Raw genomic sequence first — 24,680 nt, forward strand, 5'->3', positions numbered from 1 at the left:
ATTGTTCAGCCTGTTTTAAGATTCGCACACATTTATCTCGATAACCAATATTCCTTTTTCGTTACAAAGAGCCCTTTCCAGTGCCGATTGTTTGTTTTTTTGTCTTCGGATGCATCATTAATAAGTACGGCAAAAACACTAAAAAGCATATTTGAAACAAGCATTTAATAGAGAACCAAAACAGCCCGCAGCATCAATATGCTGCAGGCTGTGATTTCTTAAAACTGCTGAAATATTCAACTATTTATAAAAGAAGTGCTATTTAAAATAACAAATTAGCTACTGCTTGATAAATGATTTGTTTATTACACTTTGTCCTGCTTCAATACGAAGCAGATAAACGCCTTTAACCAATTGGCTGCAGTTGAACGGAATTTCTATTCTTCCAACATCATAACTTTGATTGGCGATAACATTTAACTTACGCCCATTAATATCAAACAATGAAACAACAACATTTTGTCTCTCGGCCTGCATAAAGGTTATACTGATGCTGGTTGATGCTGGATTAGGGTAAATACTCAAATCCTGTTCTGAATCAAGCACAGCTTTACTGGAAGAAAGTGTACTTACCGTGCATGTTGGTGCTGTACTAAATGCCATCTGCGCAGCCGTGAAATTGGTAAATGCTGTATTTATATCAATGTTAGAGGAATCACCGGCTCCTTTGCCATCGCATTCTGTCCTGTTATTTCTCCAATAGGGAAATTGCAGATAAACGCCCGGAGTTGAACAGCTGCCAATTTCTGCATCGCCGCCTACTACAACTGAACTTCCAAAATTTCCAGCAAACAGCATTGCATTGCCTTTAATATTAGCTGTATTAGCAGCTGATCCTCCTTCCATCCAGGCATTGCCTTCAATGACAGCATTATTAGATAACACCGCATTGTACACACATGCATTACCCCTTACAATTACATTACCGCTGATCGTTCCTCCATCTACCATTGCATATTCCTCTATGCGGGCATTCCCTGAGATATTTCCGGCTCTGACCACTGCATACGGCCCTACATACACTGTTGATGCAACACTCGCATTATTAGAAACCCATCCTCCTCCATTGCTGTGCAGATGTCCATTTGTTTTAAGGAAACTTCTAAAATCAGCTGCGGGCTGAAATCCCTCTGGATTGGCATTAGCAATTTTTAATTCATAAGGATACCTTCTTTGTTTTGGATAACCAACATCCATATTGTAATTTACATGGACTTTTGGTGCTGCAAAAACTACAAGATAAATATTGGTCTCAGAAGCGGTACTAAGAGCAAAAGAAGCTTCACCATCGGTCTTATACATTGGGCTGTAACGTGATACCGTACCATCTGCTTTTGTCGTTACAAAACCATACCTCCAGCCGGCCTGAGTCGGATTTACCTCTGCATGTCCTTTGAATTTAATGGTAACTTTCTTTTGAGTACCGCTGCAAGTGGGATACAGTGGAATTACATTGAGCCCGTAATCCTGCGGCGCCCAGTCACTATTAGTGTAATATTGATCTGTAGTACCCGCCACTTTGGTCAGCAGTGTATACTGCCTGCTGGTATAGCGCGGCATATTGGTTTTGATGCTGTTGTATACATTTCTAATGGTTTTTCCAAAGTTGCTGACGGCATTTATTTGGGAATTCCATTGAATGGGATAGTCAAAGGCAGGCTGCCTCTGGGCATATCCCCAAAGATAATCATCGAGCTGCTCTTGTGTAAATCCTTTTAACCTCTTAATTGTTTGAAGGGGATGCTCTTCATTGATCGATTCTGCCCACATTCTCCTTGTGAAATCAAATCCTTCTTTTTCCTGAACATAGTACATCAAATGAAAGTTGGTATAGTGATGTCGGGTAGAGGACCACATAAAATGTCTGGTCTGTATCCATCTGGTTAAAGTACCATCAATTTCTGCCCATTGCGGGTATGCCTGAGCCCTCATAAAATTGGCATGCCCTTCAAAAAAAGGACCGCCCCAGTCGTATCCGGCAAATGCGGTTCCATTGCCCGGATTTTCCTGAATGCGCATCATCATTTGCAGTGTATGGGCAAATTCATGAGATAAGGCCCCGCCGTCTCTGGTAGCTTCCGGATGGACAAACATTGCGCCAATGGTATTGCTAAATGAACTTGCCTGTGCAAAAGCTTCTAAGCGGGGATCCGTAGAATTCCAGGTGTTCATCATCATAATGATGATCTTATACTTTCCAAAATTTGTTGTTGGAGCATTATTAATTAAATGCAAATCGGTTATGTAGCGTTTAAAGCTGGTTTCAAGGGTATCTGCCACAGATTTTGGGACAAACCGCAATGCAGGATCGGAATAGGATGCCGGATTGGCACCAAGCTTATCGCCCCAATAAACTACAAAATTGGTAGATTCATATTTTCTGGAGCTGGATACTTTATTGTAAAATTCATTGTTGGGATCACTCCATTCTGTGGGCGTAAAGAGCGTCTTTTGTCCAATTGCAGTATAACTGCAAATACAAAGCAGAACTTGTAAGAAAAGTTTTTTCATATTACATTTTTTAGTAGGTTAAGAATATTATTCTCCTGTAAATGTATATATGAAAATATAGTACTTATAATACAATATTAGCTGAAATTAATACTATTTTACCTGTTTTAAGCTGTACAAATCACTACGCAAATTTGTACAGCTTAGCTTATAGGAATCTGGTTTTATCTTAAAAATTGGGTATTGACAAAAGCGGAATATCAAGACCTGCAGCCATAATTCTGGTTTTGCTGATGTGGACAAGAGAATCCCAAAAACCGTATTTCTGCGGTACCATTACCAGAATATCGGCATCGTAATTTGTAATTTCCTGCTTGATTTCATTCACTACTGTGCTGGATCTAATACTTTTATAAACAAATTTTACATTTTCAAATGCTTCCCTATCTTCTGCATTCCTATTTCCTTGTTCTTCAATGAGGTATTCCACTTTTTCATCTACACTGAAAAATTCTACTTCAGCCTGTAAGGCCGCTGCGATCTGCATAAACCAGCTGTATTTTTCCGCAGAGGAGAAACTCAGGCTGTCACAGGCAAAGAGTATTTTCTTGGCATCTTTAAAACGAGCATTGAAAGGCACCGCCAGAACAGGAATATTTAAATTCTTGATTACCGAAGTGGTTGTATTCCCTAATAATTCCTGCTCAAAAGTACGCTCGGCCATTCCCATCACTACAAGGGATGCTTTTGACTGCTCTATTATATGCTGGAGCTCCTGCTCTAAAAACGAATAACTGCAGAAACATTCTACTTCAATATCAAATAATGCAGCCATATCTTTTCCTAAAGAGTCCAGACGGTATGCCGCGCTTTCCAGTTCTTTCTGCATGCCCTCTGCTGAAATCCTTGAATTCGAACTGTGAATTGACAAGGTAAAAGAATTAAAAAGAATAAGTTTTGATCCTATTGTTTTGGCAAGTCCTGCAGCATAGGTTACTGCATTTGCAGCTGTACCTGAAAAATTGACAGCAGCAATTATGGGTGGAGATGGATTCATGATTTTAAGTTTATTATTTTATTTTTATTTTGCTTTATTTTTTCGATTTTCGGTCTGTCCAATTTCCTGTGATCCGCTATTGAACCATTGATGAAATCCACAGTGGCAGCAGTTTTTTTCTTTCCCCTATCATGGTATAAAACTGCCTGTTTACAACAACTGCTGAATGAGAATGAAATGCTGTACTGACTATGGGAAGAAGAACCATTCCAATGAGGTTCAATAGCATTTGTCCAGGATTAAAATTATTTAAGCGACTTTTCCTGAGTTCCAGCAGCTGCAGCTGGAAGCAGGAATTAAAAAGCTTTTCTTTCATAATTACAAGCACATCTATTTTGTCAGACTCCGATACTATTTCATTAAGAAGGAATATGGCGAAATCGGGTTTTTCAAGAAGCAGATGGGTATATTCCAGCACTAAAAATTCAATTTTTTCAACAGCAGTTTTTTTTCTATCATCCAATACTTCATGTAAGGTGTTAAAAAGTACCATGACATTTTGGAAGATTACCTTATTGAAAATCCTTGTCTTATTGTGAAAATAATAATTTACAAGTGACGGATTAGTTTCATTGTAGGAGCTGATATCCCATGTTTTATACGAACTGTAATCTTTGAGTGTAAAAAAGAACTTGGCTGCAGCTATAATTTTCTGCTGTCTGGTTTCTTCCATATAAGTTCTTATGGTTTTTTCTGCCTTCATCTAATTAAAATTTTATACTGCACTTTTGGTTTCCATCTGAATACAGCTGCTTTACTCCGAAGCCATTTACAATACCATGAAGAAAAAAACTATTGATATAGGATAGAACAGTAAATTTTTCTAAAGCTGTTAAGGAGTCGTCTTCCAAGGTCAAATCGATCTGCCTGAAATATAACTCTCCGGTAAGCTTTCCATCAACAGATTTCCTGTAACAGCCTTCCTGGACTCCTCTTTTTATATTTTCCATAAAAAAAGGCAGGAATTTTTTGGATCGGTATTCTCTAATACAATCATTCACAGCGGGGTAAAACTTGAAAAGATCACTGATGAACACCGGAGTAAATACAGCTATATTGTTTTGTATGAACTTAAAAAAACGGATGAGATCGCAAGCGGCATCCGAGGAAGTTTCAGAAAGTGTACTTGCATATTTTTCTGTTCTGGACAGCGCATTTTCAACTATATCTTTAATTACAGCTTCCTTATCAGAATAATACGTATAGAATGTCTTTTTGGAAATCCCGCACTGACGGCTTATAATTTCTACGGAGGTTTTCTTGATTCCCCCTTTCGAAAATAACACAGCGGCCGTTTCCAGGATTTCCAGTTGTTTGTTTTTCATGACTTCACCCTTTTAAATTCAAGTTTTGCTACAGCACTTTTGATCAATTAAATGCACAATCAATACACAAATGAAAACTGACAGCTTTCACTCCTGTTACTTTAAACTTAAATTAACCTTTATACTTATTTTACAAAGATATTGGCAAGTACAACATTGAAAATGGTTGATTAATCGCCAAGATTAGTTTATTTGTCGCTTTATTTTAACTTTGCATCTGTATTTGGGTTTATTTGGAATTGATCGAAATGAATCCTATTTAAGACTGCATAATTTCTCAACACTGCATGGAAAAACAAATTTATAACCTGACTCTGGAAGAACTCATAAGTCAGGTTAAGACAGATCTGATCACTAAGGAATATGTTGTATGCGACATGGATAAGACCAACTACAACATCGAGCTTAATATGCTGCATAAGGCAGATTTTTTTGCGCTGGTTCTTATTGAAAAAGGATCCTGCAGTTACACGGTAAATGCCAGGAAATCAAAAATCACAGCAAATGATGTTCTTTTCTGTCCCATGCATGAAACTTTTACTATCGATCATATTTCCGACGATTACAAGGCTAAATATATCCTTTTTACCCTTGACTTTATTTCGCAGGCTGGATTCAATTACAGATCGAATGATATTTTAAAAAGTTTTTCCAATAATCCTTTTATTATCATAAGCGGTGAGATGGAAATCTTTGAAAGGATTAAATTTTATCTCAATCAGCTGCAATCGCTCAATAATACCCAGCAGGATAACTACTATTTCAATGAACTGATCTGGCATTCCTTTTCACTGCTTATTTACGAAGTGGATAATTACTTTAAAAGTATTGAAATAACAAAGCCTATTTCACCCAGAGGTGAAGACCTTGCAACAAAATTCTTTATGCTGCTTCGAGAAAATTTCAAGGAACATCATGATGTGCAGTTTTATGCTGACCGCCTGTTTGTCACCAGAAAATACCTAAGCAAAATGATCAAGAAAACAATGCTGAAGTCCAGCAGGGAGATCATAAACCATGTATTGGTCACCGAGGCCAAAATACTGCTTCGAAATTACCATATCTCTGTCAGCGATGCTGCCTTGGAATTAAACTTTTCAGATCAGTCCGTATTTAGCAAATTTTTTAAAAAACATACCGGACAGACTCCCTCAGACTATAAAAAAAATGACCATTTTTAATGCACTGCAATCGTGCTTTAAAAAAAAAACTTCCTGCTGTAGATTCTTCTGAGCTGCTCTCTGACTGCTAAATACTATTGTTCGATCTGTAAAATACACGTTTAAACAGCCGCTGAAATTTAGGCGACTTTTGGACTAATATAGGCGACTTCTGCTTTTTTTTTAAGCTTTTTTTTAATCGAAATTTGCACCCGATTATTAAATTTCTAATTAAAAAAATCAATGAATCGATATTCTATTTTCAAGTTTTCAGTATTTTTTTCTATCCTTGTTTTCTTACAGGGATGCGGTAAAGAAAATCAAAATCAAGGTACTCAGCAAGGAGCAGCAGCCCTTCCATTGGCAACTGTCGCCAGCGGACAAGCAACAATTTCAAAACAATACAGTACTAGTATCGAAGGTGTGGCTGATGTGGAAATCCGCCCGCAGATCTCAGGATATCTTCAAAAAATACTAGTTGATGACGGTGCCTATGTCAAGGCGGGACAGACCCTGTTTATTATTGAGAGCAGTATTTACAAAGAACAATACAATACTGCCCTGGCCAATCTGGCTTCCGCTAAAATCGAACTGAACAGAAAAAAAGAACTTGCTAAAAGTAAAATTGTTTCAAATCTTCAGGTAGAGCAGGCACAGGCTGTTTACCAGGCGGCTGAAGCACAGGCAGGTTCTGCGAGAATTAATCTTAACTTCTGCACCATAAAAGCTCCCGTCAGCGGTTATATTGGCAGAGTCGGCTACCGTCTGGGAAGTCTAATTGCTCCGTCTAACCCTGCTCCTATAACTATTTTATCAGATATTCACCAGGTAAATGCCTACTTCAGCATGAGTGAAAATGATTTTCAAACCTTTCAGAGCCAATATCCTGATAAAAACATTCTTAAAAGCAGTCCAAAGGTTAATTTTCAACTTTCCAATGGAGAAGAATATGAAATTGCGGGTAAAATTGATGCCGTAAATGGACAATTTGACGGAAATACGGGATCAATTACGTTACGTGCAAAATTTGATAATCCAAAAACGGTCTTAAGAAGCGGCAGTACCGGTAAGATCCTTATGAAACAAGAAACCAAAGATGCTGTTTTACTGCCTATCGCTTCCACTATGGGCGTTCAAGATAAAATCTTCGCATACACTGTAGACAAACAAGGGAAGGCCGCGCAGGTTGAAGTAAAAATATCTGGTAAATCAGGTACAGACTACATTGTCTCTGAAGGTTTAAAAGCTGGCGATACTTACATCGTATCCGGATTTGACAGACTGCAGACAGGAACTCCAGTTACAGCACAAAAAACGGCTAAAAAATAAGAATTACCTATTCTCAAAAACGAAAACATGTTAAAAACAATTATAAAAAGACCAGTCCTGGCAACCGTAATTTCATTATTACTGGTAATACTGGGTGTGGTAGGAATGCTTGGGCTTCCTATAACCAAATTTCCAGATATTGCACCCCCTACGGTAACTGTTGTGGCTGTTTATCCTGGTGCGAATGCTGAAACTATTGGCCGTTCGGTTGCGCCTCCTTTGGAGAACGCCATTAACGGGGTGGAAAATATGGATTATATCAATTCCGTGTCCAGTAATGATGGTACATTAACCATAACGGTTATTTTTAAATTAGGAACTGATCCTGACCAGGCCGCTATCAACGTTCAAAACAGGGTGTCGCAGGTGACCAATCAGCTTCCTGCTGAAGTGGTGCAAGCTGGCGTTACAACCCTAAAAAAACAGAATAGTATGATGGCCATGATCACTTTAAGCAGTGATGGCGGTAAAATTGATGATTTATTTCTAGAGAATTATGCTAAAATTAATATCATTCCTGAAATTAAAAGGATTAAAGGTGTTGGGGATGCCATGGCTTATGGAAATAAAGACTATTCTATTCGTGTATGGCTCGATCCTGCTAAATTAAACGCCTATAATCTTTCTCCTTCCGATGTTTCACGTGCCATACAGTCTCAAAATCTAGAAGCAGCTCCAGGCAGATTCGGGGAAAGAACTGGAGAATCAATGGAGTATATAATGCGTTACAAAGGTAAGTTTACAGAACCACCTCAATATGAAAACATCGTTATAAGAGCTAAAAATGACGGTTCCATCCTGCGATTGAAGGATGTTGCCAAAGTAGAATTTGGGGCCTATAATTATGCAGTTTCTGCTAAATATAATAAGGACGCAGGAGTTGTTATGGCCATTTTCCAAATGTCAGGATCTAATGCCAATGAGGTGCAGATTGCCATAGAGGCACGAATGAAAGAACTCGAAAAATCATTTCCCTCAGGTATGAAGTATGACATTCCTTATGCAACAAAGGAATCCTTGGATACATCGGTAGATCAGGTAATTCATACGCTCATTGAGGCCTTTATCTTGGTATTTATTGTGGTATTTATCTTTTTACAAGATTTTAGATCTACGCTTATTCCAGCCATTGCGGTTCCGGTATCTATCGTGGGTACGTTTTTCTTTATGCAGCTTTTTGGATTTTCAATCAATACCTTAACCTTATTTGCATTGGTGCTTGCCATTGGTATTGTGGTAGATGATGCCATTGTGGTTGTGGAAGCCGTTCATGCCAAAATGGAGAAAAGAGGGCTTAATGCAAAAGCCGCTACCATGTCTGCGATGAGTGAAATTTCGGGAGCGATTATCTCCATTACACTGATCATGTCTGCTGTATTTGTACCGGTTGCTTTCATGGAAGGATCAACAGGATTATTTTACAAACAGTTTGCCATAACATTAGCCATCGCAATTGTCATTTCTGCTGTAAACGCATTGACTCTTAGTCCTGCACTTTGTGCAATATTACTTAAACCGCATGATCCTAGTCACGAAAAAACAGGATTTAAAGAGCGTTTTTTTGCGGGCTTTAATGCTTCATTTGATAAAATGACCTCTAAATATGCCAAATCCATTTTATTTCTATTAAAAAGAAAATGGGTAGCCTTTTTACTTATTGCCGTTTTTGGTGCTCTATTTGCATGGATGTCCATGACCACTCCAAAAGCTTTTATTCCTGATGAGGATCAAAACTTTATCATTGTTACTGCCAACCTTTCTGCAGGAGCATCACAAAATAGAACCGGACAAGTTTTAGGTGATGTACAAGACAAACTTATTGCAAATCCTGCCGTAGACAAAGTTATTACCGTTGATGGTTTGAATCTTTTCAGCGGTTCGCTTTCTTCTTCTTCAGGTACTTTGTTTGTGAAATTAAAGAAAAGTCAACAAAGAGGAGCTGTTCAAAAGTTAGGCGATGTGATGGGACAGATTCAAGGGGAATTAGCTGCCGACAAAAGAGCTGGTTTTCTTGTACTTAATGTGCCTACCGTAGACGGATTTGGAAATACCAGCGGTATCGAATTAGTATTGCAGGACCGTACCAATGGTGAACTGAAAAAGTTAGGGACTGTTTCCTACTCTTTGATCGGAGCACTAATGCAGCGTCCTGAAATTGCGGTTGCTTTTACTACATTTAATGTGGAATATCCGCAATTTGAAGTTTTAGTTGATGAAGCAAAAGCAGCCCAATTAGGAGTTACCACTGCCGATGTGTTAAGTGCCATGCAGGGCTATTACGGTAGTGTTCAATCTTCTGATTTTACCCGATTTGGAAAATATTACCGTGTTTTAGTTCAAGCTGATCCACAAAACAGAAAAGACAAAGAATCCCTTAACAGCATTTTTGTAAAAAATACTGCTGGCGAAATGGTTCCTCTAAATACCTTAGTTCGTTTAAAAAACACCGCTGGGGCTGAAGTCGTGGATCGTTTTAATTTATTTAATGCTTCTAACCTGACAATTATGCCAAAACCTGGCTACAGTACCGGACAAGCAATGGCAGCAGTCAAAGAAGTAAGCGAGCAGATTCTTCCAGCTGGATACACCTACGATTATAAAGGAATGAGCCGTGAAGAAAATTCTTCCAGTTCACAATCTACAGTCATTTTTGCATTGTGTTTTATTTTTGTATTCTTTTTGTTAGCAGCTCAGTACGAAAGTTATATTTTGCCTTTAGCAGTACTAACTGCCATTCCTGTTGGATTAAGCGGTGTATTCATTGGAATTTCAATGGCGGACATCTCCAATAACATTTATGTACAGATTGCCATGGTAATGCTTATAGGCCTGCTGGCCAAAAATGGTATTTTGATTGTTGAATTTGCCATTCAAAGACGCCAGGCAGGGAAAAGTCTTATAGCATCGGCAGTGGAAGGAGCTAAAGCAAGGCTCCGCCCTATTTTAATGACTTCACTGGCTTTTATTACAGGTTTATTACCTTTAGTATTTGTTGTAGGACCTTCTGCAATGGGTAATCATTCCATAGGATATGCTGCTATTTTCGGAATGCTGGTGGGAACCATATTAGGAGTTTTTATCGTTCCAGTTCTCTTTGTGGTATTTCAGTACCTGCAGGAGAAAGTGAGCGGTAAAGAAATAACAGATGCAGATTGGGAATACTAATTCAAAATAAAAAAAATGAATTCATTTAAAAAAATAATATACATCACAACACTCTCAGGATTCATTGTATCATGCTCCGTTCAGCAATACACCCCCCCTGAAATCGAACTTCCCGAGTCTTTCAGAAATGAAGATTCTTTAGTACAAAAAGACAGTACAAGCAGCATTGCGCGTATTAGTTATAAAGCGTTTTTTAAAGATCCAGTCCTTGTCACATTAATTGACAAGGCAGTAGAAAAAAACTACGACCTGCAGACGGCCCTTAAGCAGATCGAATTTGCCTCACTGGGATATTCCCAGTCAAAGTGGGCTAATGTACCAACGGTAAGTGCAACGATTGGACAGGCCAGTATCTCACGCCCGTCTGATAATAGTTTAAACGGACTTTCCTTAGGACAGTTCTTGGGACAGAAGTATATCGAAGATTACAATTCTTCTATAAATATTTCCTGGGAAGCAGATATATGGGGCAAAATAAAAGGAGCTAAGCAGGAGGCACTGACCGATTACCTTAAGACACAGGAGGCTGCAAAAGCCGTAAAAACACGATTAGTTTCTGAAGTAGTCAAAGGATATTACAATCTTTTGATGCTGGACAAACAGCTAGAGGTTACACAGAACAATTTATCTTTTGCCGACAGCACTCTTACCATTGTAAAAAAACAGCAGGAACTTGGGTTAATTACTTCTCTGGCTGTAGAGCAGCAGGAAATTACCAAAGCCCAGATTTTAAAAAGCATTTCTGTTATAGAAGGCTCAATCAATATTCAAGAAAATGCCTTAAGCATCTTAACCGGTACTATGCCTTCCAGAATTGAAAGACAAGCAAGACTTGACGATGTTATTGTACCTGAAGGATTATCTGCCGGATATCCTTCTGAAATACTTTCATTAAGACCTGATGTTAAAAGCAGGGAACTGGACGTTCGAAAAAGCGTTGCCAGCATACATATTGCCAAAATGAGCATGTATCCCGCTTTGAACATAACAGCACAGGGCGGCTTAAATTCTTTTAAAGCCAGTAACTGGTTTGAACTGCCTGGATCGCTTTTTGGTTTGGCAGCAGGATCTATTGTCCAGCCAATCTTGAATGGAAAAAGGCTTAAAACAAGATTTGAACAGACAAAAATTAGCTCGGAACAAGCTGAGCTTAATTTTAAATCATCTGTGCTGACAGCCGTTGCAGAGGTTTCAGATGCTATGGTGCAAATAGAAAAGTTAGAAGCGCAGCAAAAGATAGCCGAAGGGCTGGTAGAGCGAACCAAAAGTGTTGTAACCAATTCCCTGACGCTTTACAAATATAACGAGGCCACTTATCTGGATGTCATTACGGCCCAGACTAGTAAACTGCAGTCAGAATTGGAACTGGCTTCAATTAAGTCACAGAGACTTAATGCCGTAACTACATTGTACCGTTCTCTGGGAGGAGGATGGCAGTAAACTGAATCCTGACTCTGCTGTCAAAAACAGGCAGCAGAGTTTTAATTACAAAGGCCTGTGCCATGAAAAATACCACTTCAAGAGAAGCCATAATAGTACTGCCGGATTGCAGCGGTTTTACCGAATTTGTTTACAAGACAAAGATGTACACCGGCCAGTATATAGTAAGGGAACTTTTAACGGAATTGATTCAGTCCAGCAACAGCAGTTTCTGTATTTCTGAAATTGAAAACCACCCCATCCTTTTTTTCAAATATGATAAAAGGCCTTCATATAAAAAAACAATGGAGAGTCTGCTTGATATGCTTAAGGCATTCGAAAGTAAAATTTCAATCCTGAGCGCATCTCTCAACATTAAAATTGAATTTTCTCTAAAATTAATGGTGCATTACGGAGCGTTTACCAAATATCAGCTAAAAAATTACAGCAAATTGTACGGATCGACAATCGTGGAGGCACACAAACTTTTAAAGAATAAGTATGCGGAGCATCCCTGCTGTATTTTACTGAGTAACTCCTTTTTAAAATCTTCCCAAACACCAATGTCTGAAATTACAGCAAACAGCAAAGTTTTCCCCGAAATTGGAGCTATTTTATATATTTAATTATTTTTTTTACTTTTCCCGACGTCTGCCAATTGACAGATATCGGGATTTTTTTTAACTTTTATACTGCTGTCGTTTTAAATCAGGCACAATCAAATAGCCTTCGTCCTGATTTCCTAAAGCCTCAAAATGACCCGAAAGATAGCAAAGTCCAACCAGACAGCAGGTGATGGCATCAATCTCGTCGTGCACTATCCCAGGGCCGTCATAAGAACCCTGAATACCAAATGTCTTAAGTCCAGCAATTAAAGCTTGGAGATCTTTTTGTTTTCGGGGCAGGCCTAAGATGTCCTGAGCCCCTCCAGGATAACTCTCAATTACTGTAAATCCGAGATTTCTGATGCTCTGGGCAAGTGTAATGCCGCGCTGCGTTAATTGCTGCATACTTTTGATCAAAGGCGGATAGGACCTTATTCCCCTTTTGAGCAGCAGTCTCTCGCATTCCCTGGTAATTCCAAACTGATACCTGCCCGGGTCATCATCTCCCACCCTAATTCTTCCTTTGGGCAGGGACAGCGGGCAGTCTATTGAAACCAGCGACGGATTCAAATGGATAATTTCGGCAATAATTGCTGCATCGGTTTTGATCCGTTTGGTACTCACATGACCATCTTGTAAAAAAGCCCACCCGCTCGCTTTTTTTTCAGAACCTGTTAAGTCTAAACCTATTATTTTATAATTAAAAGGAATTTTAAATTGGGCTATCCCACCAATCACAGCAATATCTGATTGAGCCGTATTGATTCCAATCTGTATCTTTTTCTCCTCATTATCCTTTCCCATGGTATATATTCTCTAACTCTTACAATGGTAATATACAGCTTTATCAACTATTTTGAATGTTTTTTTTCTCTTAAGAAAATGCTTTTTAATAAAAACGGTAGAATGTCGGCTTCAGCACAAAGCCCACTCGGAGCATGCCCCTCTCCTTTTTAAAATCAATAAGGCTCTCACTGTAACCCTGCCAATACTGAAGGGTGATCAGCTGATTGGCATTCTTTGTCAGACGATAGCTTATGGCGCTGTTTAAACTTCCTTTAAAATCCCAATCAGCCCCTTTCCTTACGGTAACATCAAAAAATAACCTGTCCCTTAAAATTATCCATTGCAGCTGTGCTTCGCCATAACCAATATATTTTGGAAGTGAAGGATTATTATCAATAAGAAATGGAATCCATGCCTTTACCGTGAGAAACAACTGCGGCGAAAATATGCGGGTAAACCCTGCAGAAACCGCATTAAAACTGCGGGAATAAATACTGTCGCGTCCGTTGGATTCATGCTCAATTCCCATTGTCACCACTCCAAAAAACTTTTTATCGCGATACACAGGCTTTAAGAGCATCAAACCGGGATTATAATTGCTTTCCTCAAAGGGACTCGAAGCTTTATACACTTTCCAGAAGGATTTCTGTGTATAGGTCAAATAAGGATATGCCCCTAGAATTGAGGGTTTATCATCTAAACGCTGTTTAAAACTAAACTGAAATTTAGCATCCAGGGTATTTCTTGTCGGCTGCTCTCCCAAATGCACACCCGTGACAAAATAGTTGTCCTTATAAATAGAAAATGCCGGAAGCCTGGTTATAATTTTATCAATAGAATCCCGCTCTAAAGGGAATTGGGCATATGCCGAAAAGAATAGAAGAGTCAACAAGAACGAAAATTTAAATTTCATGCGAAAGTGTATACGATTTAGCGCAAAGATATTCCATCAAAATCCCTGCAGATACGTCTTATTATCGCCTGTATTTGTTCATTAGTCGCTTTCCTGTGCAGTTACACCTAAACTGCTGTATAATTAATATCCAGTAGAATTTTTATCCAAATTATTTTCCAGTTCTACTTACCTCTCCTTTGAACGTTTTGAGAAAGATTTAAAATGCAGCGAGATCAAAACACAAAAAAGTGTCCTTACAGAAATAGATTTCTGTCCGCATCCCAGTTCTTTTCCAATGCTTCAAAATATTCTATTGTAACCCCGTCAATTTTTCTGTAGATATCTCTGCTTACCTTATCAGGAAAAGTATTGAGTTCTGAAAAATTAAGCGTTAAAATCATTCGGCCGCAGCCAAAGAAGATCGACGTAATACCAAGAAGTATATCTGTATCTCCCCAATCACTAAGCACTATAAATAATGCTGTTATAGATAATAAAACGACAGCCCGGTTCAAATTAGTAAAACGTGTCCAGTCTATCATTCCATACTGCGCTAGTGAGCCTGCCAGAGTAAGATTAAAGAGCCCCGCTATAAAAAAGTAAGATAAAAAAACCTCATTTACATTAATAATATTTACCAGATCAAAGAAAATCAATGCTCCTGTAAGTATGGTAAACATTCCAGATTGTATGAACAATCCCCAGCCTTCTAATTTTGCTTTATTGGAAAGGGAGAAAAAGATTTCGCCTGCGCCATTTATAATCAATAAAAGAGCAGCTATTCCGATGATGTAAAACTCTACAGCATGCGTTATAAATAAAGAGATGCCCCAGGTGATGTTAAACAGCAGACCGCTGATAAAAAATATAGAATTAAAGCGAAGCTTTTGATTCAAAAATTTAGGAAAGAAGGGAACCTTTGTCTTTTTTGTCGTATTAAGTTTCATGGAATGATTGCTTTAAATTTTAACCTAGCAGCTATTAAGTGCAAATGTAGCTTTTTGCCTTATAGAACCGAAAACAATATGTCGCTTAAAAATGTCCTAAAGTCGCTTTTAAACAATAAAGAATAACACCATAATGAAAATTCACAATTAATGCATTATCTCAAAATTTTTAGGATCTTGTAAAACTGCATTAAGACTGACTGCAGAGTACTGCAGCGGCAGACTTGGCTAATTTGATGGGTACCGAACTTTCATCGGCTTTGCTTCGCAGAATCGCGCCTTCAAATAACATAAGAATCTGAACAGCCAGCGACTCACTTTCTTTAATTTCTGCCTCTGACAGATACTTTTCAATAAGCCTGATCAGTGCATTAGTATGGACATCGCAGGCTGCTTCTATTTCAACTGCCTTATGGGCATATTCTGTTTTTGCATTCATTGCAAAGCAGCCGTCAACATTGCCGGCATTTACTAATTCTCCCAAAAAATCAAAAAGCATCAAGGCCTTATCAACCGGATTGTCGAATGAAGATTTTTCTATATAATCGGTTATGGCCTTAAACATGATCTGGTGGTAATAATTTACAGCAGCAATAATGAGCCCCTCTTTGGAGGTGAAGTGTTTGTAAAGTGTTCGTTTGGATATTCCAGTACGCTCCACAATGGCATCTACTCCCGTGGCATGGAAACCGTTTTTGTAAAAAATGTCATAAGCACTTTGAATCATTTCATCCCTTTTTTGGGAGTTTGACACTTGATTTATTTTTTTTTCCATGAATACAAAATTTTATTGCAAATGTAAACTAAACGGTTTACATTTGCAATATGTAAACAGATCAGTTTACCATTCACAAACAGGAATGTGAAAAACATTCCAAATTAAAATTTTCAAAATGACACAAAAAAATAAAATGGGCACTGCGGTAGTAACCGGTGCATCTTCAGGTTTGGGTGAAGTATTTGCCGACAGATTGGCACAACGCGGTTATGATTTAAAATTGGTAGCACGCCGTAAGGACAGACTGGACGCGCTGGCAGGAAAACTCAAAAGCCAATATGGAATTAATGTAACGGTCTTAGCTGCTGATTTAGGTTCAGATACAGATTTAGAAAAGGTGGCTGAAGACTTAAGAAATGACAAGAGCATCACACTGCTTATTAACAATGCAGGCACTTCTACACTTACCTCAGTTACTAAGACCAGCGTGATAAAACAAAAAGAGATGGTCAATGTAAACGTAACTGCTTTAATGCTGTTATCGAATGCTGTTCTACCGCAGTTTTTAGAGAAAAATGAAGGTACTTTAATTAATATAGCCTCAGTACTTGGGTTTTATTCCTTACCTATAAGTGCTGTCTACAGCGGTACGAAAGGTTTTGTAATTCAATATACCAAAGGCCTGCAGGAAGAAGTAAAAGGAACCAATATCCATGTCCAGCTCGTAAACCCTGCAACTACTGCAACCGAAATATGGGAAGTTGGCGGGGTTCCGCTATCTGCATTGGAACAGTCAACGATTATGAAAACGGAAGATTGTGTTGATGCCATTCTTGCCGGACTTGATAAAGGCGAGTCAGTTACATATCCGTCTGTAAACGACCAGAATCTTATTGATGCTTATGAAGACGCGCGTATAAAACTACTGCAAGGTTCACAAACGGGACAGCCTGCCGATAGATATACCCAAAACTAAATCTTTTCTCTGCTGAAACAAAACAGCACACCAGGCTGTACACAGGCTGCAAATTCAATTGTAAATCCTCAATCCTTTCATTTGATTGAGGATTTTTTATTATACTGATTGAATCCGTTAGTATGGCATAATGAAAAAATTAAGATTTGATCTTTTCTATGCATACACTTCTTGCCAGGCATAGATGTAATTTTAAACAGTACGAGGCTCCATTTGTAATGTAAAAAGCGTAAGACCATAGATATCCCAACGCTTACGGGTTATAAGGCTGTCCAAGCTTTTTGAATCATTTCTATAGTAGGAGTTAATTCGGAGACGCCTTCTGAATAGCGGGCTGGATCATAAAAATGATCCAAGCTCATTACTGGGGCGGATTGCAAATCAGCACTATCGGAATGCTCCGAATCAAAAATACCTCCATGAGATTTATTGAATCTCTATACCAATTTTGCCATAAAAGTTTGGATCTCCAGCTTTTGTTTCCAATAAGCTGTGGGCTTTTCCTATCTCTGACAACGGGAAAACCCTATTGAGAATTGGCTTGAGCTTATTGCTTTGAACCAGCTTGGTAATTTCATCCATCTTATTCCTATTCTGGCGGGTAAAGACAAAATGATATGTGGCATTTTTTCCCCACGCTTCAATTAGATTTTGGGGTTTTTCAATATCTACCAGGGTGATTACCTGTCCGAGCTGGCTTAGAATCTTGCCACTGTCCGAGAGCGTATTGCCACCTATGCTGTCAATTACGACATCAACCCCCTTATTGTTTGTCAATCGCTGAATAGCTGCGATGTAATCTTCACTCTGGTAGTCAATCACATAATCAGCGCCCAGCTCAGTAAGAAACTGATGGTGTACCTTTCGCGCTGTAGTATATACAGTTGCCCCAATCGCTTTTGCAATTTGAATTGTTGGTATACCAACACCTCCGGCTCCGCCGTGGATTAATATCGACTGGTTGATCTTCAGCTGTGCCCTTGTCACGAGCATCTCCCACGCCGTCCCTGCAGCCAGGGGAAGCGTTGCCGCCTCGAGATGGCTGATGTTCTTTGGCTTAAGGCCAATGATAGACTCGTGGGCAGCGTGATACTGCGCGTAACTTCCCTGCCCCTTAAAAATCTCAGGGGTATAATAAACTTCATCACCGATTTTGAAATTTTGTACTCCTGGGCCGACCTCTACTATCTCACCCGATACATCATGGCCTGTTATTACAGGCAGCTGCAATTCATTTTTATAATCCCCGCGGCGTACCTGAAAATCCAAAGGATTGATAGAAGTTGCATGAACTTTGACTAAAACTTCCCTGAATCCGGGCTTTGGGGTTGGTACTTCTACAATTTCGAAATTCTCAACAGGACCGAACTCATTTAAAATTGCTGCTTTCATATGATAATTAGTTATTTAGGGAAATACCTATTTGTTGTTTTAATTTTTATAAATTTTATTGGATGTACTGCCTCCTAAAGCAATCTTTTGATCTGTACAATACATCTAACGGTATCTACTGCCAGCGGCATATTGGGCGCTGGCAATGTCTAAATAATTACTGAACCTCGATATTGACATTTCAATCTTTTTTTTAAGAATGAATCTGATATTTATGCACAAACCTCCTCACCAAATATCACTACGGTTCTCATAACCATTGTAGGAATTCGAAAATGTTTCATTGACTACTGCTTATATACTTTAGAAAATTTCCTTTTTACATAAAGCCATTATCTAACTATCTATTAAAAAAATTCGAAAAAGATGTTTCCGTTTTTGGAATTACGCTGATCTTAACTCAAGATATACTCTTTTAAATGGCGCTTCTTATTGCAATGCCTTTATTATTTGACCGCGAAGAATCATCTAAACTATACTTAGATTTATAAAGTAAAGTTCGGTTTATAACAGCCAATTAACGATGATATAAATCAAAAAAAAAGGTAGATATATCTCTACAAATTATGTCTCTGTAATACTTTAATTTTATAGCCGAAATTAGCGATTATCCAATTCGTTTGCAGTATTACCGCTATAAGCATAACCTCCGTGATCACAGTGCATTATTTAGTACAAACTCTGGATCTCAAAGCTTTGGAAGGGGGAATACACGCTTTGTAAGGTATAAAATGAAAATCTTTTACAGTTCTGCAGTGTTCTATCACCAGGTTTAAATTTAGCGGGCAGCTACCGAATCAATGCAGTCCATATTAACCCTTATTTCTAATAAACACAAAAAAAATGAAAACAATAAATTTTTTATTTATTATAGTTTTAGCTGTCTCCTTTACTAGTTCTGCCCAGGAGATTAGCTGCAACAACCAGATGGAGTTCACATCTGAAAGCCTATTGAGCAGCGTTGGAATGACACATGTAAAAAAGCTTAAAGAAAGTTTCATGATTTTTGAAGACCTGATAAAAAATAAACATCCTGACTTGTTTTTAAAAAATACCGATAAGGACTTTAAGGCTTTTGGCAGTCCTATGGACAAATCGACAGTGGAACATATTAGTTATAGTAAGATCTGCATAGACAGCATAAACACTGCTGATAAAGGTATCTCCAGTATATTTTTTAGCGAGGCTGGTAAGCCAGCCAACAAGATGGTTTTAAGAATAAATCAAAAATTCAAGTATCTTTCATGGGACAATTCAAAACCAGTTTTAAAAAACGATTACCTGAAAGCAGATATAGTAAAAATACCATTAGCTATCCTTATTGACTGGCCTTTCATTAATGGTGAAATCAATGGGGTAAAAGGACGCTGGATGTTTGATACTGGGAACAGCGGAACACTCGCGCTTCACTCTAAAAAAGTATCAGGTGTTGAATCAAAAGTCACAGGTTCGGGATTTGTCGGCAGTGGACAAAAATTTGAAGTTCTTGAGTATCCACTTATTAATCAGATCAAGGTCGGCGGCAACACATATAGTTCTTTAAAAAAAGTAAGGGGTAATAATTATGACTTTCTTGAGCAGATTACCACCGAAGTTATAGGCCAGGTAGGTTTTAATTTTTTTAGGGCCTATGATATGAAAGTGGACTATCTGCGATGTGAACTTACTTTTTATAAACAGAAAGTGCATGTTGACAATTGGAAAGATATCAGAAAACATAAAAATTATATTACATCACTACCCTACTTTACGAGAAGTCTTGACAGCCATCCGATGATTAAAATAAAATATCATGGAATTGATTTTCTGGTAGTTTTTGATTCGGGCGGTGGAAAAGGAACTTTTACCATAGAGGATCAGCAGTTTGAAAAGTTGAAAAACGAAAGGGCTGTCGAAGATTTTTATGACCAGCCGGGTATGCTCTACAATTGGAATAATATTAAAGTCGATGACCATTTAACCATTAACCTCTATGGACTGGACAAAGAAGATAACAGCCCCGCTCATAAGCCTTTACAAATTACCGAAAAGAATACGCTTACTTTCGCCCATTCTTTTTTATCCCAGTATATTACGATATGGGATACTAAAAATAAAGTGATTCACGTACTTGCAAAAAAGTGATTTCGAAATGCTGAGGCACCTATTAGCAAGTTTTAAAAAATTTTACAAAATGATAATTCTAATGCTTTTTATAACTCATATCTTTCACCAATGAAATCATTTATCGATTACCTATTGAAGTTTGGTAACTTAAACAAACAGCAGACAGACCTGATAATGAGCAAAGCAAATCTGATAGAATTGCACAAAGACGAATATTTCTCAGAAGCCGGAAAGGTTCCAAGGCAGGTTGGATTTCTTATTGAAGGGGTTGTCCGCTTCTGTTATTACAATAACAAGGGACAAGAGGTTACCCACCATTTCATAAATGAAAATAATTTTGTTTCAGACCAGCAAAAATTTGAGGCACAGGTTGTGGCTTCCGAATATATACAGGCAGTTAGCAACTGCAAATTACTTGTTTTTTCAAAGAAAGATTGGGATGATATTGGAAACACCATTGTTGGCTGGGACACTATTACGGGACTGATCGTGAAAAATTGTTTGTTAAAAACCATTGAGCGCAGGAGCCCGCTAGTTTCTGAGGATGCAACAACCCGTTATTTATCGTTTATTGAAAATTTCCCTAATCTTGTCAATCGCGTTCCTCTTTCTTATATCGCTTCTTATCTGGGCATTACCCAGCAATCATTGAGCAGGATAAGGAAAAATATCCGTTGAAATCGCTTTTTACCATATGGTAAATGATTTCTTTTTTCTTCTGCTGACCTTTGTATCATTATTTTAAAGTAAAAAAAATGGACAAAAAAGTTGTTTTAATAACAGGTACAAATAGTGGCTTTGGATGGCTTACAGCCAACAGCGTTTCAGCTTTGGGACATAAAGTTTATGCTGCGATGAGAGATACAGAAGGAAAAAATGCTGCTAAAGCAAAAGCCTTATCACAAATAGAAAATGTAACTGTTCTGGATGTGTCGCTAACGGATCAAAAAAGTGTGCAAAATGCTATTGACACGATTATTGCAAAAGAAGGTACAATACATGTATTGGTAAATAATGCCGGTGCAGCAATGTTTGGTGTGGCCGAAACTGCTGCTGCTGCTGATCTGCAGCGACTGTTTGACATTAATGTTATCGCCCCATGGAGATTGATGAAAGCGGCCTTGCCTTATATGCGCAAGCAATCAGAAGGCCTGATCATTAATGTTTCGAGTGGATGGGGCAGATTTGCTGCTCCTTTTACGGTCGCATATGGTGCTTCTAAATTTGCCTTGGAAGGTCTAAGCGAAGGTTTACATTATGAAGTAAGGCCGCTAGGAGTTGACGTTGCCATTATTCAACCGGGCGCTTTCCCTACCGAAATGTCCCAAAAAATTCAGACAGGCTCTGACGTATCAATTGCTGCAGATTATAAAGCCATAGCAGGTGTTCCAGAAAAAATATTCTCCGCCATTGGCAAAATGTTTGAAACTACCAACCCAGATCCACAAGAAGTTGCCGATGCTATAGTACACCTGATCAACACACCAAAAGGCCAAAGGCCATTACGTACAGTTGTTGACCGCCCCACAGGGGAAATTACCAAAAGGGCCAACGATGCCGTACAAGTTGAATTTGAAAATGTATTAAAAGCCTTTGGAATGGAAGACCTCTTAACATAAATCAAGTGCAGTAACTGAATCTCAAAAAAAGCGCCGAAACTTACATCTCGGCGCTTTTTAATTTTCTTTCGCATCAATACATCCACGGATCGTGGTCCTTTACGCTCTTTTTATATACGATAAATCAGAAGCAGTACTAAACGCTATAATTCATAGTGGCATTCTATAGTTTATCGTAGCCTTTAAATTTTTTACTGACTATACGCATCCTTTGTGGATTTCGCTGTATATAGGCACGTACAAATGGGCAGAATGGAAGTAATTCTATTTTGTTTTTATCAAGGTAATGCAGTGTCTTCTCGGTTACCGCGCTGGCTGCCCCTGTTCCAGATAATTCCAGATCTGTTTTGGTATGCACCAGTGCTGTCTGGCTGCCAAATTCTCCATAATTGATAAATGCATATTTACCGTTTACCTCAATTTCAAAACGCGCTTTACTTCGTTTTTCAGCAACGGGATATCTTCAAAAATTGTTTTCATTAGCTGCTATTATAATTGCATTGTTTTCTACTCAGGATATTAGACTATTACAGTTCATCCAATAAATCTGCCAGATCCAGCTGTTTAGTATACATTTCTACAGAACCATTCTCTCTTCTTGGCCATTGTTCCATTGGCCTGTCCCAGTATAGCTCGACCCCATTCCCATCCGGGTCATCAAGGTAAAGCGCATAGGAAACACCATGATCAGCACATCCTGTTAAAGGGTATTGACTGGTTTTCAGCCTGCTGTATATTACAGCCAAATCCCTTTTAGTAGGATATAGTATAGCGGTATGCAATAGGCCTACCGCATTTTTATCAGCTTGAGGGCTGCCTTTACTATACCACGTATTTAAGGCAATATGGTGATGGTAACCGCCTGCCGATATAAAAGCAGCCTCATCGCCGTACTGTCCTGTAATCTCAAAGCCCAGCAAACCGCAGTAAAAATCTGTTGAACGTTTCAGGTCAGAAACTTTTAAATGAACATGCCCTATGCTTGTTTGGGCGGGTATTGTATATTGTAGATCCATTTTAATCATTTTGAAATTGGACTTTTTAAATCCTTCCATTAAAGGGACGTCTTTAATTCGGCCAGATACTGGTGAATCTGGCTTATTGCCATCGAACCTTCCCCGACAGCAGAGGCAACTCTTTTTACAGAACCTTTCCTAACATCACCAACAGCATAGAAACCCGGTATGCTGGTCTCAAGGGACTGTGGGTTCCTTTGCTTATAGATGGAGCACTGTGTCATTGCCTGCTCCGTAACATCTGAACCTGTGAAAATGAATCCCTTGTCATCCATCGATACCATTCCATTTAACCATTCCGTACAGGGTTTTGCCCCTATAAAAGTGAATAAATTGGAAATCCCTATGGTTTGCTTACTGCCATTTGTGTCCAGCACGATAGATTCTAGGTAATGCGCTCCGTTAAGAGCCGTGATATTACTATTTTTGTGCACGATAATATTAGGCGTTGTATTAATTCTTTGTACAAGGTAATCGCTCATTTTGTCTCCCAGGTCATTACTGCGGATAATCACATGAACCTGTTGGGCATGGTCTGCTAAAAATAATGCGGCCTGGCCTGCCGAATTTCCACCTCCTACAACACCTGCCAATTCGTTTTTACACGCTGAAGCATTCATTCCAGTGGCGGAGTAGAAAACCCCGCTGCCTTCAAACTTGTCGATGTTTTCTACCGGCAGGCGCCTGTAATTTGCACCCGTAGCTGCGATTATGGATTTTGCAGTGATGTTTTTGCCATTTGATGCACATAATGTGAAATGGCGTCCATTATATTCAACTTTCTCAGCCTTTTGAGGAATAGATATGGTACAACCAAATTTCTGTGCCTGAATATAGGCCTTATTGGCAAGGTCATTTCCAGAGATACCCGTTGGGAATCCTAAATAATTTTCAATCTTTGAGCTTTTTCCTGCCTGTCCACCCGGCGCGTTCCCATCAATTGTAATAACCGTCAGGCCCTCCGAAGCAGCGTAAACACTAGCTGCTAATCCTGATGGGCCGGCACCGACCACCAGTACATCAAATATTTCGTTCTCAAATTCAATTAGTACACCCGTTTGTCTGGCAAGTTGTGCTATAGTAGGCTTTTTCGAGATCTCGCCGGTAATACTTACAAGGATAGGTAAATCATTGTTCCCGAGACCGAAATTTGCCAGCAGCTGCTGTGCTTCGGAAGATGAATCCGTATCCTGGAAAGTATGCCAGATGTGGTTTTTTTCCATAAAATCGCGCAATGCGTAAGTCTCTTTAGATTTTTCCTGGCCTATCACCTGTATTCCACCATTGAACTCCTTTAGCATTGTTTCCTGCCTCTGGATAAAGGCACTTAAAAGGACATCACATATATCACTGTGCTTTGATATAATCTCTTTAAGGTTTGCACGTGGAATTCGAAGGACTGTACTGCCTTTTGCGGCATATCCGCTAAATGGTATGCTCCTCTCTGATAACATACTGTTATCTCCTGTAAATTCATTTATGCCATGGGACGCCAAAACTTGGTTTTCATGAACGGGATCTTTTATGGATATTGCCCCGTCTAAAATGACATAAAAGTCGTAGGTGCTATCACCAGCTTCAAAAAGTGCGGTTTCATTGTCAAAGAATAATACAGTACCAAATTCTTTGAGTGTGCTTATTTGTTTCTGGGTCAAAACCGGAAATCTTGGATCGGTCATCGCTCTTTACTTTTGTTATTATAAGTTAGGTTCTC

Annotated in this window: 21 protein-coding genes; 9 read left to right on the forward strand and 12 right to left on the reverse strand. The window is 38.7% G+C overall.

Features of this window, described 5'->3' with window-relative positions:
• Positions 1-279 precede the first annotated feature (279 nt).
• The 4 genes from BSF42_RS18390 to BSF42_RS18405 form a co-directional block, all read right to left on the reverse strand.
• The gene (locus BSF42_RS18390; RefSeq protein WP_095954567.1) at positions 280-2,511 is read right to left on the reverse strand and encodes a DUF6055 domain-containing protein; all 2,232 of its coding nucleotides are present in this window, start codon (positions 2,509-2,511) and stop codon (positions 280-282) included.
• 169 nt (positions 2,512-2,680) lie between these two features.
• Positions 2,681-3,508, reverse strand: a complete 828-nt coding sequence (locus tag BSF42_RS18395) for a universal stress protein (RefSeq protein ID WP_095954568.1) — start codon at positions 3,506-3,508, stop codon at positions 2,681-2,683.
• Between the two features lie 76 nt (positions 3,509-3,584).
• Positions 3,585-4,211, reverse strand: coding sequence for a TetR/AcrR family transcriptional regulator (locus BSF42_RS18400; protein WP_095954569.1), 627 nt, complete (start codon positions 4,209-4,211; stop codon positions 3,585-3,587).
• 4 nt (positions 4,212-4,215) lie between these two features.
• Positions 4,216-4,833, reverse strand: a complete 618-nt coding sequence (locus BSF42_RS18405) for a TetR/AcrR family transcriptional regulator (protein ID WP_095954570.1) — start codon at positions 4,831-4,833, stop codon at positions 4,216-4,218.
• 287 nt (positions 4,834-5,120) lie between these two features.
• Between BSF42_RS18405 and BSF42_RS18410 the strand changes: the two genes are divergently transcribed.
• From BSF42_RS18410 to BSF42_RS18430, 5 genes are all read left to right on the forward strand, one after another.
• Positions 5,121-6,014, forward strand: coding sequence for an AraC family transcriptional regulator (locus BSF42_RS18410; protein ID WP_095954571.1), 894 nt, complete (start codon positions 5,121-5,123; stop codon positions 6,012-6,014).
• Between the two features lie 222 nt (positions 6,015-6,236).
• Positions 6,237-7,322 carry an efflux RND transporter periplasmic adaptor subunit gene (locus BSF42_RS18415; RefSeq protein WP_095954572.1) on the forward strand — a complete coding sequence of 362 codons (1,086 nt, stop codon included), beginning with the start codon at positions 6,237-6,239 and terminating at the stop codon, positions 7,320-7,322.
• 27 nt (positions 7,323-7,349) lie between these two features.
• Positions 7,350-10,487 (forward strand): efflux RND transporter permease subunit, encoded by a 3,138-nt coding sequence (locus BSF42_RS18420; RefSeq protein ID WP_095954573.1) that lies wholly within the window; start codon positions 7,350-7,352, stop codon positions 10,485-10,487.
• 15 nt (positions 10,488-10,502) lie between these two features.
• Positions 10,503-11,927 (forward strand): TolC family protein, encoded by a 1,425-nt coding sequence (locus tag BSF42_RS18425; RefSeq protein ID WP_095954574.1) that lies wholly within the window; start codon positions 10,503-10,505, stop codon positions 11,925-11,927.
• Between the two features lie 62 nt (positions 11,928-11,989).
• A complete protein-coding gene (locus BSF42_RS18430) occupies positions 11,990-12,532 on the forward strand; it encodes a DUF2652 domain-containing protein (RefSeq protein WP_095954575.1) in 543 nt (180 codons plus the stop codon).
• A 54-nt stretch (positions 12,533-12,586) separates the two neighbouring features.
• On the opposite strand, the gene BSF42_RS18435 is transcribed toward BSF42_RS18430, so the two are convergent.
• The 4 genes from BSF42_RS18435 to BSF42_RS18450 form a co-directional block, all read right to left on the reverse strand.
• Entirely contained in the window at positions 12,587-13,249 is a 663-nt protein-coding gene (locus BSF42_RS18435; protein WP_172426721.1) for a DUF429 domain-containing protein, read from the reverse strand.
• Between the two features lie 151 nt (positions 13,250-13,400).
• Positions 13,401-14,210 (reverse strand): phospholipase A, encoded by an 810-nt coding sequence (locus BSF42_RS18440; protein WP_095954577.1) that lies wholly within the window; start codon positions 14,208-14,210, stop codon positions 13,401-13,403.
• A gap of 236 nt (positions 14,211-14,446) precedes the next feature.
• On the reverse strand, positions 14,447-15,139 hold the full coding sequence (locus BSF42_RS18445) for a hypothetical protein (protein WP_095954578.1): 693 nt from the start codon (positions 15,137-15,139) through the stop codon (positions 14,447-14,449).
• Between the two features lie 190 nt (positions 15,140-15,329).
• The gene (locus BSF42_RS18450; RefSeq protein WP_095954579.1) at positions 15,330-15,914 is read right to left on the reverse strand and encodes a TetR/AcrR family transcriptional regulator; all 585 of its coding nucleotides are present in this window, start codon (positions 15,912-15,914) and stop codon (positions 15,330-15,332) included.
• Between the two features lie 118 nt (positions 15,915-16,032).
• On the opposite strand from BSF42_RS18450, the gene BSF42_RS18455 reads away from it, so the two are divergent.
• The gene (locus tag BSF42_RS18455) at positions 16,033-16,833 is read left to right on the forward strand and encodes an SDR family oxidoreductase (protein WP_095954580.1); all 801 of its coding nucleotides are present in this window, start codon (positions 16,033-16,035) and stop codon (positions 16,831-16,833) included.
• A 426-nt stretch (positions 16,834-17,259) separates the two neighbouring features.
• Here the strand turns inward: BSF42_RS18455 and BSF42_RS18460 are convergent, their stop codons facing one another.
• Positions 17,260-18,225, reverse strand: coding sequence for a zinc-dependent alcohol dehydrogenase family protein (locus BSF42_RS18460; RefSeq protein ID WP_095954581.1), 966 nt, complete (start codon positions 18,223-18,225; stop codon positions 17,260-17,262).
• Positions 18,226-19,068: 843 nt separating this feature from the next.
• Between BSF42_RS18460 and BSF42_RS18465 the strand changes: the two genes are divergently transcribed.
• The 3 genes from BSF42_RS18465 to BSF42_RS18475 all read left to right on the forward strand — a co-directional run bounded on the left by BSF42_RS18465 (position 19,069) and on the right by BSF42_RS18475 (position 21,950).
• A complete protein-coding gene (locus tag BSF42_RS18465; RefSeq protein WP_141248480.1) occupies positions 19,069-20,349 on the forward strand; it encodes a hypothetical protein in 1,281 nt (426 codons plus the stop codon).
• 90 nt (positions 20,350-20,439) lie between these two features.
• Positions 20,440-21,009: a Crp/Fnr family transcriptional regulator gene (locus BSF42_RS18470; protein WP_095954583.1), complete on the forward strand. Its 570-nt coding sequence runs from the start codon at positions 20,440-20,442 to the stop codon at positions 21,007-21,009.
• Positions 21,010-21,086: 77 nt separating this feature from the next.
• Positions 21,087-21,950, forward strand: a complete 864-nt coding sequence (locus BSF42_RS18475) for an SDR family oxidoreductase (RefSeq protein ID WP_095954584.1) — start codon at positions 21,087-21,089, stop codon at positions 21,948-21,950.
• Positions 21,951-22,113: 163 nt separating this feature from the next.
• Here BSF42_RS18475 and BSF42_RS18480 read toward each other — a convergent pair whose 3' ends face one another.
• The 3 genes from BSF42_RS18480 to BSF42_RS18490 form a co-directional block, all read right to left on the reverse strand.
• On the reverse strand, positions 22,114-22,371 hold the full coding sequence (locus BSF42_RS18480; protein ID WP_371616240.1) for a GNAT family N-acetyltransferase: 258 nt from the start codon (positions 22,369-22,371) through the stop codon (positions 22,114-22,116).
• Positions 22,372-22,477: 106 nt separating this feature from the next.
• Complete coding sequence (locus BSF42_RS18485) at positions 22,478-23,005, reverse strand: VOC family protein (protein WP_253251117.1); 528 nt, start codon at positions 23,003-23,005, stop codon at positions 22,478-22,480.
• Positions 23,005-24,645, reverse strand: a complete 1,641-nt coding sequence (locus tag BSF42_RS18490; protein WP_095954585.1) for a cyclic nucleotide-binding domain-containing thioredoxin-disulfide reductase — start codon at positions 24,643-24,645, stop codon at positions 23,005-23,007. Before BSF42_RS18490 ends, BSF42_RS18485 begins: the two co-directional genes overlap by 1 nt.
• Positions 24,646-24,680: the final 35 nt, after the last annotated feature.

Origin of the sequence: Flavobacterium sp. ACN6 (genome assembly GCF_002304005.1) — a bacterium.
In the GTDB taxonomy this organism is placed as follows: Bacteria; Bacteroidota; Bacteroidia; order Flavobacteriales; family Flavobacteriaceae; genus Flavobacterium.

Coding starts and splice junctions, on each gene's coding strand:
- BSF42_RS18395 (WP_095954568.1), bottom strand. CDS start 3,508: ATGAATCCATCTCCACCCATAATTGCTGCTGTCAATTTTTCAGGTACA.
- BSF42_RS18445 (WP_095954578.1), bottom strand. CDS start 15,139: ATGAAACTTAATACGACAAAAAAGACAAAGGTTCCCTTCTTTCCTAAA.
- BSF42_RS18450 (WP_095954579.1), bottom strand. CDS start 15,914: ATGGAAAAAAAAATAAATCAAGTGTCAAACTCCCAAAAAAGGGATGAA.
- BSF42_RS18485 (WP_253251117.1), bottom strand. CDS start 23,005: ATGGAAGGATTTAAAAAGTCCAATTTCAAAATGATTAAAATGGATCTA.
- BSF42_RS18405 (WP_095954570.1), bottom strand. CDS start 4,833: ATGAAAAACAAACAACTGGAAATCCTGGAAACGGCCGCTGTGTTATTT.
- BSF42_RS18420 (WP_095954573.1), top strand. CDS start 7,350: ATGTTAAAAACAATTATAAAAAGACCAGTCCTGGCAACCGTAATTTCA.
- BSF42_RS18400 (WP_095954569.1), bottom strand. CDS start 4,211: ATGAAGGCAGAAAAAACCATAAGAACTTATATGGAAGAAACCAGACAG.
- BSF42_RS18410 (WP_095954571.1), top strand. CDS start 5,121: ATGGAAAAACAAATTTATAACCTGACTCTGGAAGAACTCATAAGTCAG.
- BSF42_RS18475 (WP_095954584.1), top strand. CDS start 21,087: ATGGACAAAAAAGTTGTTTTAATAACAGGTACAAATAGTGGCTTTGGA.
- BSF42_RS18490 (WP_095954585.1), bottom strand. CDS start 24,645: ATGACCGATCCAAGATTTCCGGTTTTGACCCAGAAACAAATAAGCACA.
- BSF42_RS18470 (WP_095954583.1), top strand. CDS start 20,440: ATGAAATCATTTATCGATTACCTATTGAAGTTTGGTAACTTAAACAAA.
- BSF42_RS18415 (WP_095954572.1), top strand. CDS start 6,237: ATGAATCGATATTCTATTTTCAAGTTTTCAGTATTTTTTTCTATCCTT.
- BSF42_RS18440 (WP_095954577.1), bottom strand. CDS start 14,210: ATGAAATTTAAATTTTCGTTCTTGTTGACTCTTCTATTCTTTTCGGCA.
- BSF42_RS18460 (WP_095954581.1), bottom strand. CDS start 18,225: ATGAAAGCAGCAATTTTAAATGAGTTCGGTCCTGTTGAGAATTTCGAA.
- BSF42_RS18425 (WP_095954574.1), top strand. CDS start 10,503: ATGAATTCATTTAAAAAAATAATATACATCACAACACTCTCAGGATTC.
- BSF42_RS18390 (WP_095954567.1), bottom strand. CDS start 2,511: ATGAAAAAACTTTTCTTACAAGTTCTGCTTTGTATTTGCAGTTATACT.
- BSF42_RS18465 (WP_141248480.1), top strand. CDS start 19,069: ATGAAAACAATAAATTTTTTATTTATTATAGTTTTAGCTGTCTCCTTT.
- BSF42_RS18455 (WP_095954580.1), top strand. CDS start 16,033: ATGACACAAAAAAATAAAATGGGCACTGCGGTAGTAACCGGTGCATCT.
- BSF42_RS18430 (WP_095954575.1), top strand. CDS start 11,990: ATGAAAAATACCACTTCAAGAGAAGCCATAATAGTACTGCCGGATTGC.